A 13,603-nucleotide genomic window follows, 5' to 3' on the forward strand; every position below is an offset into this window, starting at 1 on the left:
CACGCGACTCCGCGTATTGCTTGCGCGTCATGCGTGTGCCGGTTCCGGCGCATCGCCCGGGCGTTGTCCGTCGACGATGTGCGCCGCCGTGCGGCGAGATTTCCGCCCGCCGTTTCCCGATCACGAAAAATATTTTCCCGCCCCGCGACGGATTTCCCGGTGCGCTTGCGTTGAACGTGAGTACGCACCGCATGAGAGCCCGTCATGGACCATCCGAACGACGCCACGCCGGCCGCGATCGCGCTGAACCGTTTCGGTCTCGGCGCACGGGCCGACGAAGCACCGCCCGCCGAGCCGAAGGCGGCACTCGTCGCGCAATTCGACCGCTACGACGCGCGGCCCGCCGCATGGGCCGGCGAGCCGGACGCGGTCACGCTTGCCACGCGCTTCGCGAACATCCGCAACGCGATGACGGGCGACGACGCGGCCGCGAAGCGCGCGACCGCGCAATCGATCCGCCGCGACGGCTACGACGCGTATCGCAGTGCCGTCGCCGCGCGCATGAACAGCGCGCTGACCACGTCCGCGCCGTTCGTCGAACGTCTCGTGCATTTCTGGGCGAACCATTTCGCGGTATCGGTCGACAAGGGGCAGGTGGCCGCGTATGCGGGCGCGTTCGAACGCGACGCGATCCGTCCGCACGTGCTCGGCCGGTTCGAGGACATGCTCGTCGCCGTCGAGCAGCATCCCGCGATGCAGGTGTTCCTCGATCAGGCGCGCTCGGTCGGCCCCGACAGCCCCGCCGCGCTGCGTGCGCAGGCACGCAATCCGTCGGCGAAGCGCGGGCTCAACGAGAACCTCGCGCGCGAAATCATGGAACTGCACACGCTCGGCGTGCGTACCGGTTACACGCAAGCCGACGTGACGGAATTCGCCCGTGCGTTGACCGGCTGGAGCATCGCCGGCGGGCGCGGGCCGCAGCCGGGCGATGCGGCGCCCGGCGCATTCGTGTTTCGCCCGAATCTGCACGAACCGGGCACGCGCACGGTGATGGGCCGCACCTACGATCAACCGGGCGAAGCGCAGGCGCGCGCGATCCTGCACGACCTCGCGCGATCGGAGGCGACGGGCCGGCACATCGCGTTCCAGCTTGCTCGTCATTTCGTCGCCGACAACCCGCCGCCCGCGCTGACCGACCGGCTCGCGCGCGCATTCGCCGCGAGCGGCGGCGATCTGCCGACCGTCTATCGCGCGCTCGTCGATGCGCCCGATGCGTGGGCGCCGGTCAACCGCAAGTTCAAGACGCCGTGGGAGTGGGCCGTATCGTCGCTGCGCGGGCTCGGGTGGCGCGACACGGGTGATCTCGAGGCCGCGCCGCTGCTCGCGCAGCTCGGCCAGCCGGTGTGGCGGCCGGGCTCGCCGGCCGGCTACGACGACGTCGCCGCGAGCTGGGCCGCGCCCGACGCGCTCGTGCGCCGCGTCGAGATCGCGCAGCGTCTCGCCGCGCGTACGGGCGACCGGCTCGACCCGCGCACGCTCGGCGACACGCTGCTCGCCGGTTCGATGAGCGCGCCGACCGCGACCGCGCTCGCGCGCGCCGAAAGCGCGACGACGTCGCTCGCGCTGCTGCTCGTGTCGCCCGATTTCCAACGGAGATGACCATGGCACTGTCCCGCCGACAATTCCTCAGCGTTGCCGCCGCCGGCGCGGGCGCGATCCTCGTCGCGCCGCGGATCGTATTCGCGAATGTCGAAACCGACCGGCGCTTCGTGTTCGTGATCCAGCGCGGCGCGGCCGACGGCCTGAACATCGTCGTCCCGTATGCGGAGCCCGCGTATGCGTCGCTGCGCGGCCCGCTTGCGATCGACACGGCGGCGGCAACGCGGCTCGACGGCACGTTCGCGCTGCATCCGTCGCTCGCGCAGACCGCGCAGTTGTACCGCGACGGCCACGCGCTGTTCGTCCATGCGATCGCGTCGCCGTATCGCGACCGCTCGCATTTCGACGGTCAGAACGTGCTCGAAACGGGCGGCCGTGCGCCGTACCAGGTGAAGGACGGCTGGCTGAACCGGCTCGCCGCGCTGCTGCCGGCGACGCGCGACAGCGCAATCGCGTTCGCGCCGACCGTGCCGCTCGCGCTGCGCGGCACGGTGCAGGCCGCGTCGTATGCGCCGTCCGGCTTGCCGGCCGCGCCGGACGATCTGCTGACGCGCGTGTCGGCACTCTACGAAGCCGACGCGCAGCTCGGCCCGTTGTGGCAATCGGCGATGGAAGCACGCGGCCTCGCAGGCGACGCGCATGCGCGGCAGGACCCGGCCGGCGTCGGCAAGCTCGCCGCGACGTTTCTCGCGCGCGACGACGGGCCGCGGATCGCGATGATCGAGACGGGCGGTTGGGATACGCACAGCGCGCAGAACGCGCGGCTCGCGAATCAGTTGAAGGCGCTCGATACGATGCTCGCCGCACTGCGCGACGGCCTCGGGCCGGCATGGCAGCAGACCACGGTGCTGGTCGCGACCGAGTTCGGCCGCACGGCCGCGGCGAACGGCACGGGCGGCACCGATCATGGGCAGGCGTCGGTCGCGATGCTCGCGGGCGGCGCGGTCGCAGGCGGGCGTGTGATCGCCGACTGGCCGGGGTTGCGGCCCGGCGACCTGTACGAAGGGCGCGACCTGAAACCGACCGCGTCGCTCGACGCGCTGATCGCGGGCGCGGCCGCCGACAGTCTTGGGCTCGACCCGCGCCGCGCCGCGTCCGCGTTGTTCGCGGAAAGCGGCGCGATACGGCCGATGAGCGGCCTGATTCGCGGGGTCGCGTGACGCGGTGCATGCCGTGCGCGGCCCGATCAACTCATTACACAACAGGGAGAAATCGACAATGAAGATCCGATCCGTTCCGCTGGCCATGCTGGTGAGCGCAAGTGCCGCGCTGATGTCCGCCTGCGTGGTCGAGCCCGTGCGGCCACCCCAGCCCGCGCCCGTCGTCGAGGTGGCGCCGCCGCCGCCCGCGCCCGGCTATCGCTGGGCGAAGGGGCATTACCGGTGGGCCGGCAATCACTGGGCGTGGGTGCCGGGGCACTGGGTCGCCGTGTACTGACACAGCACGCGTGTCGACGCGTCGCGCGGCGAGCTCGACATGCGTGCGGCAAGCAATCGTGCGAAGTGCAGCCACGACGCGTTTGGGGCGGGCTCGACCTCGTTCACCGAGTCGCGGTGCGCCGGCCAGGTGTTCAGTCCCACCCGATCCGGTGCTTCTCTTCCGTCTCGCGATGCCGCCAGTCGTCGTCCGCGTGAAGATACTGGCTCGTCGTCGCGAGCGACACATGCCCGAGGTTGTCGCGCACGAGCCGCAGGTCGACGCGGCCGTCGGCCATGTGCGAGCCTGCACTGTGGCGCAGCCAGTGCGCGGACGCCTGTTCGAGCACGCGCGCCGCCTGTTCGCCGGCTTCGCCGTTCGCGCGCAGCCGGTCGGCCGCGTGCCGGAACACCTGCTTCACGATCCGGTGCAGCGCCGCGCGCGTGAGCGGCTTGCGCGTCTGGCCGACCGGGAGCACGAGCGGCGTCGGCTCACCGTCGAACGGCAGCGAGGGCAGGCCGTGCGTGCGCCGGTAGCGCGCCAGCTCGGCCATCATCTCGTCGGTGGCCGGCACGAGCCGCTGCCGGCCGCCTTTGCCCGTCACGTCGAGCCACCAGCGCTCGTGCCCGCTCGCATCGCGCCGGCAGAAGAACTGCCCCATCGTCGTATCGGCTGCTTCGGTGATGCGCAGCCCGCCGAGATACAGCAGCGTGAAGAGCCACCGTGCGCGATCCGCATGGACGCATGCGCGGGCATCGTCGCGCGGCATCGCGGCGATCGCGTCCTTCACTGATTGCCACAGCGGCTGCCCGAGATGACGCGTGACCCGCGGCGCGGGCCGGCGCTGCCGCTGTCGCGACAACGCGAGCGGGTTGCCGGCCAGATAGCCGGCCTGCACGAGCCACGAGAACATCACGTTCAGGATCACCAGCGCCTGTCGCTGGCTGGCCGCCGACAGCGGCCCGTAAAACGGCCGCCAGCGCGGATCGTCGCGCGGATGCTTGCGGCCGCCGTTCGCGCACCACAGGTCGGCCGGCGCAGGCGCGAGCAGGAATTGCCGGTAGACGACGAGATCCTCGTGCGTGAGCGACGACAGCGGCTTGCCGCACGCGATCACGGCCCACAACAGCAGGCGCTCGGCTTCCTTGCGGTAGTTCTGGAAGGTGGTCGGCGTATCGACGAAGCGGGCGAGCCACGCGCGCACGGCGTCGAGGTCGTTGGTCGCGGCGATCTGCGGATGCGCGCTGCCCGAGCGGTTGGTGCCCGTGCGTCCGTCGAGTGCGGCCGGCACGGCGAGCGTATCGATCGGCAGCGGGCGCAGCGCGGTGTCGGACGAAGCGGATGACGTCATGCGAAGGAAACGCGCCGCGCGAGCCGCGCGGGCGTGGCCGGGCGAACGAAGGCAGCGCGCCAAAGCGTATCGGGAAGCGTCGATGGTACACGATCACTACCCGGTGAAGCGGCCGTCGATGGCGATCGCGTGGCCGGTGACGATGCACGCCGCGGAGCCGGCACACGGTAACGTATCGGCTCGCACGCGACATCCGACAAACCGGAATGGCCGAACGCGTTCTGCAAGGTGTTGGTGAACCTTCTCGCCGGGTGGCTCGTCTAATTGGCCCTCCAACGCTCCCAGAGGCATGCCAGATGATTCACAAGACCCGAACGCAGCTTGGCGCGGCCGCCATTGCCGGCAGCATGCTCGTCGCCGGATGCCAGACCGACGCGGCGGCTACCGCGTCGAATGCCGCTCGCGCGGCCGACGGCAAGCCGGTGACCAAAATCGTCTATGTCGCGCCGCAGTCCGCGCGCTGCACGGGCGTCGCGCCGATGGAGTGTCTGCAGGTGCGCGGCAGCCCGGGCGAACCATGGAGCCTGTGGTACGCGGGAATCGAGGGGTTTGCGTACCAGCCCGGCTACCTGTACACGCTCGAAGTGGACGAATACCGCGTCGCGCGGCCGCCGGCCGACGCTTCGTCGATCCGCTGGGTGCTCAAGCGCGTCGTCGAGCGCCGCCAGGTGAACTGACGGCCGCGATCACGCGGAACGGCGCGCCGCGGTACCGGCCGCCGGCGCGGCCGTATCGATCCGCCGGAACACGACGGACGACAGCAGCGTCACCGCACCCATGCAGGCAAACGACAGCATGAACCCGTGCGCCGTCGAGCCCCGATAAGTGGCGAACAGGTTGACGAGCCCGCCCCCGATCGACACGCCCAAACCCATCGCGAGCATCTGCATCATCGTGAACAGGCTGTTGCCGCTGCCGGCGTCGGCATGCGACAGCCCCTTGAGCGTCACGCCGTTCATCGCCGCGAACTGCATCGAATTCGCGGCGCCGAACACGATCAGCAGCGCACCTTCCAGCATCGGCGCGGGCCGCGCCGACACCAGCGCGAACCCTGCGATCGCGCAGCCGACGATCCCCGTATTCACGACCAGAAACGCCGCATAGCCGAAGCGCTTCACGAGCGGCGCGATCCACCGCTTCGCGATGACGCCCGCGATCGCGGCCGGCAGCATCATCAGCCCCGATCGCAGCGGCGTATAGCCAAGCTGCACCTGCATCAGCAGCGGCAGCATGAACGGCACCGAGCTCGTGCCGATCCGGCACAGCAGGTTGCCGAGCAGCCCCGACCCGAAGTTCGGCTCGCGGAACAGCCCGAGGCGGAACAGCGGCTGCGTGCGTCGTCGCGCGTGAGGCAGGTACGCGAGCGCGCTCGCCAGCCCGAGCCCGGCGAGCGCGGCCGCCCACGCGGCGCGATGCGCGGACATCGGCGGGTCGATCGCCAGCGACAGCGCGATCATCGCGGCCGACAGCAACGCACAGCCGACGAAGTCGAACGGCGGCGGCTGCGTCGCCTGGTCGTGCGGCAGATAGCGCTGCACGGCGATGAAGCCGACCACACCGACCGGCACGTTGACGATGAACACCCAGTGCCACGAAATCGCCTGTGTGAGCCAGCCGCCGAGCGTCGGCCCGACGATCGGGCCGAGCTGCCCGGCGATCGACACGAACGCGATGGCCGCGACGTACTGTTCGCCCGGCACGCGGCGCAGCACGGCGAGCCGCCCGATCGGCAGCAGCATCGAGCCGCCGATGCCCTGCACGGCGCGCGCGACGACGAGCTGGCCGAGCGTGTGCGACGCCGCGCAGCCGATCGACGCGAGCACGAACACGAGGATCGCGACCGAGAACACGCGGCGCGTGCCGAACCGGTCGGCGAGCCAGCCGGATGCCGGTGTGAGCATCGCCATCGTCAGCGTGTAGACGACCACGACGGGCTGCATCGCGAGCGGCGACGCATGCAGGCTTTGGGCGATCGAAGGCAGCGCCGTGTTGACGATCGTCGTATCGAGCGACTGCATGAAGAAGGCAGCAGCGACGATCCAGAGCAGCGCGGAATGTGTGGGTTCCCGGGACATGGCGAAATCGGTGGTACGGAAGTCCGGCGTGAGCGGCGCCGCTGCATGGTCGGACGGCGGCGGCCGGACGTCGATCGCCCGATGGTACCGATTCCGCTCGTCATCGGGAAGCGGTTTCGCCGACTGCATCGACGACATGTTCCTCGTCGGACGAACGGTGCTCGACGCGGCGGACGCGCGTTCGCTCGGGCGCGCGGCGCGCCGGGCGTGCGTCGTTGCGCGTGGCGATGAACGGATGCTCGACGTAGCGGTAAGTCAGCAGCGCACACAGGACGGCAATCAGCGCGCATGCGAATGCGAGCGCCCAGATGCCCGAGTCGCCGGCCGAATTGATCGGGAAAACGAACTTGTTGAACGCATGGATGATCATGTACACGATCACCATGTGGATCATGTAGATGCTGAAACTGGTGGTGCCGAGCAGCGCGAGCGGCCGGGTCTTGAGCACGCCGTAGAACGTGTTTCCGCTGGCGATGCAGAGAAACACCGGAAGCAGCGGCAGCGCGCCTTCGATCGAATAGCGTTCGGCCGGGGACGGAGACGTCGCGAGGATCAGTAGCGCGACGGTTGCCGCCGGTTTCGTGGCGAGCCGCGCGCGGATCGCGGGATGTCGCGACACCTCGTAGGCCACGGCGCCGAACGCGAACAGCAGCGCCATGCCGCCCGGCGGCCCGTACAGCGCGGCGCAGGCCGTGACGATCGCGAGCGCGAGCAGCTTGCGCCACGCACGGGTGGCGACGAACCACGCGAGAAACGGAACGGCGACGTAGAACCGCCATTCGTAGGCGAGGGTCCACCAGACGCCGCTCAGATAGGGCGTGCGCTCCGCTCCGTTGATCGGGAACGCGCCGAACCAGCCGAGCGAAACGGTCTTGAGCAGGTCGGCCAGCAACTGCGTCGGTGCGCCGACGGCGTTGCGGGGAAACCAGTAAAGCGTGCATGCGACGATGACGGCCGCGTAAAACAGATAGAGCGGCGCGAGGCGCCGCACGCGTCCGACGAAGAAAGTCCGCACGTCGAGCGTGCCTCGGCATGCACGTTCCCAGAACAGCAGCCCGGTGACCATGAAGAACATCGCGACGGGGATCGTCCCGAGATTGCGCAGGAATTCGGTGCCGGCACCCCAGACGCCGGTCGACAGCAACGCCTGGTTGCACGCGAAGTGATGAAAGACCACGGAGGTGGCCAGGATGCCGCGGAAACCGTCGAGATTGCGATAGCGCATCGACAGCGACTTGTCGACGGCCGATCGGTAGAACGGTACGTGTCGGGCGACGAGCCACGCGATGATTGCCACGGCTGCAAGGCAGGCCGGGAAGTAGAGTTTGTCGGGTGTCGGGGAGAAGAGGGTTTCCAGCGTTGGCGTAACAAGGTCCACTGAAGAGCGTCTCGTGTCTTGGATCGGGATTTCAGGCACGGAGGGTCCGCGTCGATGCAAGGTCTTCTGCGCGCTTCGCACGGCGTTCGATCGCCGGTCTTGTGGTCTGATGGTATCAAACGATAGCGATGCCCGCGGCCGGTTATGCAACACGATGTTTCAGCGCGAATCGGCGCGACGGCCGCGGTCGTCGCGCATGTCGCCGACGGGGGCTGCGCCGCAAATCGCGTTCCTCGCCGGCCGACGTGCGTCGCGATCGATGGGCGCCACACTGGCCGTTCGGCCGGCTTCCACATCGTCCCGCTCCGGCTTACCTTGGGCGACAGCAGGTCGATGCGTCGGGCCAGCGGCGAAAGGGGGCGGATGCTCGCCGTCCGTTGCCGCCGGTTCGCGTCGACTCCCGTGTCCATCCGGTTACAAGGGTGATAGCAATGCTTGCAATTTACCCTCGTGACGCTATCATTGATAGCAAATCTGGATGGAGGTACTCATGGCAAATCTTCTGGTGCGTAACGTGGATGACACTATCGTTCAAAGCCTGCGTGAGCAGGCAGCGGCCAACGGCAGGAGCGCCGAGGCCGAACATCGAGCCATTCTGGCCGAAGCGCTCGGCCGGCCGAAGCGGCGGACGTTCGCGCAGGTGCTGATGAGCATGCCGGAGGTTGGCGAAGACGCGGATTTCCAACGTGTTCAGGATTCAGGCGAGGTCGGGCGTGTTTTTGATTGATACGAACGTCATCAGCGAAATCAGGAAGGGCAAGCGAACCAACCGGGGCGTGCGGGCGTTCTTCAGGCAGGCCGAAGCCGACGCGAGCCCGCTTTACCTCTCGGTCGTGACGGTGGCCGAGTTGCGGCGCGGTGTCGACCTGATCCGTCATCGCGGCGATCACAGTCAGGCGTCGGCGCTCGAGGCCTGGGTGGCGATGATCCTGTCCGGCTATGCGCCGAACATCCTGCCGGTCGATGTCGAGACCAGTCAGATGTGGGGGCATTTGCGCGTGCCGGATCCGACGCATGAGCTCGACAAGCTGATCGCGGCCACCGCGCTGATCAACGATCTGACGGTCGTCACGCGCAACGTCGACGATTTCGCTCGCACCGGCGTCCGGCTGCTGAATCCATTCGACTAGCGTAGCAGGGGCGGTCCACCATCCCGAGAAGCCGGGACGGGCGGCGGTCGGCCCGCCCGACGCCGGCTCCCGTGGCAGGGCCAACACGGCAGCTACATGTCACGCTCCGAGCATCGAAACGCCTCCGGCGTGCCTTTCGCGCAGCAATCCTCGTCTTTTAGCGCTCGCTTTCCTCGTCCCCGACAGACGATCTAACGCCGCATCGGCCCGGCCAGAATCCTTCACGAACAACGGATATGAATCAGGAGGCGGCCGGCATGATCGACGTCCGTGCGCGGGTTATGTCGTCGAGGTGTCGCGTGTCAATGCGTGGCACTGCTATGCAGAAGACGTTTGCACGTCTTTCCTCCGAAAGCCGGCGAATCTGCTTTTCAGCGCGAGCGCTGGCTTCTCTACGAGGAACCACGAAGCAGCGGCGAGTGGGGTGACGATCGCGACGGTGAAAAGAGATAGCTTGGTCGGGCCGATGCCGGTTCCGAAGTGCCATACCAGAATCTGTTGCACGAGGAACGCGTAGATATAAACGCCGTACGAAATGTCGAAGCGGTTCAGGAAGGCCAGCCTGGGCAGGCGTTCCGCCGCGAAAATGACAACGAACGGCAGCAGCAGGTTGAAGGCGTACGCCCTGATCTTCCAGTCTGAATGGGACGCGAACAGATAGAAGGGCAGCAGGGCCAGCAAGACCGAAGCTGTCCACAGGATCCAGCTACGCGGCAAGGTTACGGTCGCGAGAAACGCTCCTCCCCAGAAGAACACGCCAAGGCGAGAAAGCTGGAAGGTGTTCACGCCGATCAGATTGTTCCCTTGCCAGAGCAAATCACCCATCAGCGCCACGTAACAGCCGATCAGCATCAGCAATAGCCCCTTCCAGTTCAATGCTCCGGCCCACGATACGCCAAGCAGCATCAGATAGCACGTTACCTCGAGCGACAACGTCCAGAGTGACCCGTTGATGACGGGAACCGGGTTCGTCGCGAAGAAGTGGGGGAGCGTCGGGACGAGCTGGTACATCGACAGGTTTGTCATGTATTCGAGCCACTCGGGCAACCACGTATGCGTCATGATCGGGCCGGCGACGAAGATCGTCAGCAGTAGCAAAACCGCCAGGCCCGGGAAGATGCGCAGCGCGCGGTTGCGCAGATAGACGATCGAATTCGGGTTCCGTTGCAGCGACTTACACACAAGGTACCCGCTGATCGCGAAGAACGCGCTCACACCGAACTCACTGAACTGCGGGAAGCCATGCGCCTCAAGCCAGTCATGCGGCAGTCCGAGCACGACGTAGCTGTGGGTGACGATCACTGCATATGCGGCCAACAGACGCAGGAAGGTGAAGGCGTTTTGGTTATTGGAGCTCATGGTAAGGTTTCCGGTCTTTCCGGCACGTATGGTAACCAGCAGGCATGCCGTTCAGAAGCATATGACAAATGCTTGATTTTACTGACTGCAAGGCGCAGTGTCCGACTGGAATTTTTGAGCCAAGACGACATCACAGGAAGGGCAAGCGAACCAACCGGGGCGTGCGGGCGTTCTTCAGGCAGGCCGAAGCCGACGCGAGCCCGCTTTACCTGTCGGTCGTGACGGTGGCCGAACTGCGGCGCGGTGTCGACCTGATCCGTCATCGCGGCGATCACAGTCAGGCGTCGGCGCTCGAGGCCTGGGCGGCGATGATCCTGTCCGGCTATGCGCCGAACATCCTGCCGGTCGATGTCGAGACCAGCCAGATGTGGGGGCATTTGCGCGTACCGGATCCGACGCATGAGCTCGACAAGCTGATCGCGGCCACCGCGCTGATCAACGATCTGACGGTCGTCACGCGCAACGTCGACGATTTCGCTCGCACCGGCGTCCGGCGGCTGAATCCATTCGACTAGCGTCGCAGGGGCGGTCCTCCCGTCCCAACAGACGATGTAGCGCCCTTGGCCGGCCGGCATCCTGCGCAGCGCCCGAGGGTCCGCGCTTGTGCGCTGCACCAAAAGAACTTGACGAAACGGCCGCGACCGCGTAGTGTCCGAGACCGAAGTCGTCAAGAAGTTCGATTGCTCATCATTGGCCGCACACCGTGCGGCAGTCGTTGGTCTCTCCCTCTTTGATTCTTTCTGTGCCCGTCACGGGCGCATCTTCATCATTCGTCATTTGTATTAAGGAAGTATTTGTGGATACCGGTACCGTCAAGTGGTTCAACGAAACCAAGGGCTTTGGTTTCATTTCCCCGGACAACGGCGGCGACGATCTGTTCGCCCATTTCTCGGAAATTCGCGGCACGGGCTTCAAGACCCTGGCCGAAGGCCAGAAGGTCAGCTTCGAAGTGAAGCGTGGCCCGAAGGGTCTGCAAGCGTCGAACATCACGCCGCAGTAAGCCGCATCGGCATCGGCCGCCCATCGGTGGCCGCTGCCGGATAGCGTATCGCGCGGGCGCCGCTCGACGGCAGCCTGTGCGTTCCGATGCGCACGACCGATGCATCGCGACATTCACGATGCATCGGTCGTGACGCCTCCCTCACCGCATGCCTGACCGCATGCGACGCAACGCCCTCGTGAAATGCATGCCGTTTCGCGAGCGCATCACCGCTTGAACGCATCAACCCGAGCAGACCGCCGCCATGCCGTAGCTGGCGCGGTCCCGACTTGCGCGGCGCCGCTGGCGCCGCAGCCACCGACCGCCCGAACGTCGCAACGCGCCGGGCACCGATCGCAAGACTGGCCCGAGGCCCGTCTGAACGAACCGATCCCGGCCGCTTGCCGGCCGCCGTCCCGTTTGCGGGAGTCGGCGCCGGGCAGTCGCCGCGGCCGCGGTCAATCACCTTGTCTGGAGGAATTGGTTTGGCAAAAGAAGAACTGCTGGAACTGGACGGAATCGTCGACGAAGTGCTGCCGGACAGCAAATACCGTGTCACGCTGGAAAACGGTGTCGTGGTCGGCGCGTACGCGTCGGGCCGCATGCGCAAGAACCACATCCGCATTCTCGCGGGCGATCGCGTGACGCTGGAACTGTCGGTGTACGACCTTACCAAGGGCCGCATCAACTTCCGGCACAAGGACGCGAATTCCCCGCGTCCGCCGCGAAGCGGCCAGCCGCGCCGCTAAGCGGCCACGATCGGCGCGCGGCAGCGCGCAGCGATCGTTCCCCGTCCGGCCTCGTGGCCGGACGAACCGGCTGAACGGCACATCGTGTGCCGTTCGTCGGTAGTCGGCGGCGCTGTCGCGCCGCGGCTTCTTCTGTTTCCCCCGCCTTTACCGCCGCCGCGTGTGCCGAGCGCACATGTCACGCGTCATGCCGACCGCTGTACGGCAACTGTCGCCACCGCCGCGCCCGTCAATTGAACCGCCGCGCCGGCGAACATCGCCACCCGCAGGCCGGTCGCGCCGCCGTGCATGGCGGCGAACGCCGTGCCGAGCACCGCGATCCCGAGCGTCGCGCCAGTCATCCGCGCGACGTTGACGAGCGCGCTGGCGGTGCCCGAGCGCGCCGCGTCGACGGCGCCGACCGCAACGGTCATCAACGGGCCCGTCGCGATTCCCATCCCCAGCCCCGTCAGCGCGAGGCCGATTTCTGCGCCGAACAGGCTCGACGCGTCCGCCGACGCGCCGATCGCGGTGAGTCCGCTTGCGATCACCGCGACACCGCCGGCCGTCGTCGCGCGCGTGCCGATGCGCTCGGAAAGCGGCCCCGACCACGGCGATACGACGACGAACACGAGCGCCATCGGCAACAGCGCAAGGCCCGCGCCGATCGAATCGAGGCGGCCGACGCTCTGCCACGTCAGCGGCAGCAGAAACAGCACACCGTACATTCCGAACGTCATGCCGGTGGTCGCGGCGATCGCGCCGCGAAACGCGCCGATCCGGAAAATATCGAGCGGTACCAGGGCGGCTCCGCCGTGGCGGCGCTCGATCGCCACGAACGCGACGAACGACGCAATCGCGATGCAGCCGGCGATCGCGCATGCGGCCGGCGCTTCGCGGAACACGATCGCCGCATACGCGAGCGCGCCGAGCGCGAGGGCGCCCGCGACTTGCGCGGCGCCGTCGAAATGCCGGCCGTGCGGATCGGACGACTCGGGCACGGCCGGGATCGCGAGCAGCATCGCGGCGATGCTCAGCGGCACGACGACGAAAAAGATGCTGCGCCAGCCGAAGTGCCGGATCAACACGCCACCGAGCGTCGGGCCGATCGCCATCGCGACGCCATTGCATGCGGCCCAGATGCCGAGCGCGCGTCCGCGTTCGACCGGGTCGCGCCACACGACGCGCACGATCGCAAGCGATGCCGGCAGCAACAACGCGGCGCCGACGCCGGCCAGCGCGCGTGCGGCGATCAGCACCGACACCGACGGCGCCAACGCGCACAGCAGCGACGCGATCGTGAAGATCGTCGTGCCGGCCATGAAGATGCGGCGGCGCCCGTACAGGTCGGCGAGCAGGCCACCCGTCAGCAGCAGCACCGCGTAAGTGAGGTTGTAGCTGTCGACGACCCACTGCAATGCGCCGACACCGGCATGGAAATAGGCGCCGATCGCGCGCGTCGCGAGATTGACGACGGCCGTATCGACCTGGGCGACGAGCACGGCGATGCATAGCGCGATCAGCGTCACGCCGCGGCGTTTGAGGGCGTGGTCGGCGAGTGCTGCGGTATCGGTCATGGCGGCGTTCC

The 13,603-nt window shown here is 67.6% G+C and carries 14 protein-coding genes; 9 read left to right on the forward strand and 5 right to left on the reverse strand.

The genetic code is table 11. From position 1 onward, the window contains the following. The first annotated feature begins 204 nt into the window (after nt 1–204). The 3 genes from WS64_RS31420 to WS64_RS31430 are packed head-to-tail and all read left to right on the forward strand — an operon-like array spanning nt 205 to nt 3,036. Nucleotides 205–1,599: a DUF1800 domain-containing protein gene (locus tag WS64_RS31420; RefSeq protein WP_060968870.1), complete on the forward strand. Its 1,395-nt coding sequence runs from the start codon at nt 205–207 to the stop codon at nt 1,597–1,599. Nucleotides 1,600–1,601: 2 nt separating this feature from the next. Further along, a complete protein-coding gene (locus WS64_RS31425; RefSeq protein WP_060968871.1) occupies nt 1,602–2,759 on the forward strand; it encodes a DUF1501 domain-containing protein in 1,158 nt (385 codons plus the stop codon). A gap of 58 nt (nt 2,760–2,817) precedes the next feature. Next, nucleotides 2,818–3,036 (forward strand): YXWGXW repeat-containing protein, encoded by a 219-nt coding sequence (locus WS64_RS31430; protein WP_060968872.1) that lies wholly within the window; start codon nt 2,818–2,820, stop codon nt 3,034–3,036. Nucleotides 3,037–3,169: 133 nt separating this feature from the next. Here WS64_RS31430 and WS64_RS31435 read toward each other — a convergent pair whose 3' ends face one another. Beyond that, nucleotides 3,170–4,366 (reverse strand): tyrosine-type recombinase/integrase, encoded by a 1,197-nt coding sequence (locus tag WS64_RS31435; protein WP_060968873.1) that lies wholly within the window; start codon nt 4,364–4,366, stop codon nt 3,170–3,172. A gap of 296 nt (nt 4,367–4,662) precedes the next feature. Here WS64_RS31435 and WS64_RS31440 point away from each other — a divergent pair, with 296 nt between their 5' ends. Further along, the gene (locus tag WS64_RS31440; protein WP_060968874.1) at nt 4,663–5,043 is read left to right on the forward strand and encodes a DUF4377 domain-containing protein; all 381 of its coding nucleotides are present in this window, start codon (nt 4,663–4,665) and stop codon (nt 5,041–5,043) included. 9 nt (nt 5,044–5,052) lie between these two features. Here WS64_RS31440 and WS64_RS31445 read toward each other — a convergent pair whose 3' ends face one another. Further along, nucleotides 5,053–6,441, reverse strand: a complete 1,389-nt coding sequence (locus tag WS64_RS31445; RefSeq protein ID WP_060968966.1) for a DHA2 family efflux MFS transporter permease subunit — start codon at nt 6,439–6,441, stop codon at nt 5,053–5,055. A gap of 100 nt (nt 6,442–6,541) precedes the next feature. After that, complete coding sequence (locus tag WS64_RS31450; protein WP_060968875.1) at nt 6,542–7,819, reverse strand: acyltransferase family protein; 1,278 nt, start codon at nt 7,817–7,819, stop codon at nt 6,542–6,544. 490 nt (nt 7,820–8,309) lie between these two features. Here WS64_RS31450 and WS64_RS31455 point away from each other — a divergent pair, with 490 nt between their 5' ends. Then, the gene (locus WS64_RS31455) at nt 8,310–8,546 is read left to right on the forward strand and encodes a FitA-like ribbon-helix-helix domain-containing protein (RefSeq protein WP_059585143.1); all 237 of its coding nucleotides are present in this window, start codon (nt 8,310–8,312) and stop codon (nt 8,544–8,546) included. Continuing rightward, entirely contained in the window at nt 8,533–8,949 is a 417-nt protein-coding gene (locus tag WS64_RS31460) for a type II toxin-antitoxin system VapC family toxin (RefSeq protein ID WP_179231777.1), read from the forward strand. The genes WS64_RS31455 and WS64_RS31460 overlap by 14 nt, the downstream gene beginning before the upstream one ends. A 318-nt stretch (nt 8,950–9,267) precedes the next feature. Here WS64_RS31460 and WS64_RS31465 read toward each other — a convergent pair whose 3' ends face one another. Beyond that, the gene (locus tag WS64_RS31465; RefSeq protein ID WP_059585075.1) at nt 9,268–10,308 is read right to left on the reverse strand and encodes an acyltransferase family protein; all 1,041 of its coding nucleotides are present in this window, start codon (nt 10,306–10,308) and stop codon (nt 9,268–9,270) included. A 161-nt stretch (nt 10,309–10,469) separates the two neighbouring features. Between WS64_RS31465 and WS64_RS31470 the strand changes: the two genes are divergently transcribed. The 3 genes from WS64_RS31470 (at nt 10,470) to infA (ending at nt 12,036) form a co-directional block, all read left to right on the forward strand. Continuing rightward, entirely contained in the window at nt 10,470–10,823 is a 354-nt protein-coding gene (locus tag WS64_RS31470; protein WP_244166690.1) for a type II toxin-antitoxin system VapC family toxin, read from the forward strand. Nucleotides 10,824–11,104: 281 nt separating this feature from the next. After that, nucleotides 11,105–11,308, forward strand: coding sequence for a cold-shock protein (locus WS64_RS31475; protein WP_006483056.1), 204 nt, complete (start codon nt 11,105–11,107; stop codon nt 11,306–11,308). A 464-nt stretch (nt 11,309–11,772) separates the two neighbouring features. Beyond that, nucleotides 11,773–12,036, forward strand: a complete 264-nt coding sequence (infA, locus tag WS64_RS31480) for a translation initiation factor IF-1 (protein WP_006483034.1) — start codon at nt 11,773–11,775, stop codon at nt 12,034–12,036. A 185-nt stretch (nt 12,037–12,221) separates the two neighbouring features. Here the strand turns inward: infA and WS64_RS31485 are convergent, their stop codons facing one another. Further along, the gene (locus tag WS64_RS31485; protein ID WP_060968876.1) at nt 12,222–13,592 is read right to left on the reverse strand and encodes an MFS transporter; all 1,371 of its coding nucleotides are present in this window, start codon (nt 13,590–13,592) and stop codon (nt 12,222–12,224) included. Nucleotides 13,593–13,603: the final 11 nt, after the last annotated feature.

Source organism: Burkholderia anthina (assembly GCF_001547525.1).
Classification (GTDB): Bacteria; Pseudomonadota; Gammaproteobacteria; order Burkholderiales; family Burkholderiaceae; genus Burkholderia; species Burkholderia semiarida.

Excerpts from the sequence above, each read along its gene's own strand:
- WS64_RS31420 (WP_060968870.1), top strand. The coding sequence starts at position 205 with ATGGACCATCCGAACGACGCCACGCCGGCCGCGATCGCGCTGAACCGT.
- WS64_RS31425 (WP_060968871.1), top strand. The coding sequence starts at position 1,602 with ATGGCACTGTCCCGCCGACAATTCCTCAGCGTTGCCGCCGCCGGCGCG.
- WS64_RS31430 (WP_060968872.1), top strand. The coding sequence starts at position 2,818 with ATGAAGATCCGATCCGTTCCGCTGGCCATGCTGGTGAGCGCAAGTGCC.
- WS64_RS31435 (WP_060968873.1), bottom strand. The coding sequence starts at position 4,366 with ATGACGTCATCCGCTTCGTCCGACACCGCGCTGCGCCCGCTGCCGATC.
- WS64_RS31440 (WP_060968874.1), top strand. The coding sequence starts at position 4,663 with ATGATTCACAAGACCCGAACGCAGCTTGGCGCGGCCGCCATTGCCGGC.
- WS64_RS31445 (WP_060968966.1), bottom strand. The coding sequence starts at position 6,441 with ATGTCCCGGGAACCCACACATTCCGCGCTGCTCTGGATCGTCGCTGCT.
- WS64_RS31455 (WP_059585143.1), top strand. The coding sequence starts at position 8,310 with ATGGCAAATCTTCTGGTGCGTAACGTGGATGACACTATCGTTCAAAGC.
- WS64_RS31465 (WP_059585075.1), bottom strand. The coding sequence starts at position 10,308 with ATGAGCTCCAATAACCAAAACGCCTTCACCTTCCTGCGTCTGTTGGCC.
- WS64_RS31485 (WP_060968876.1), bottom strand. The coding sequence starts at position 13,592 with ATGACCGATACCGCAGCACTCGCCGACCACGCCCTCAAACGCCGCGGC.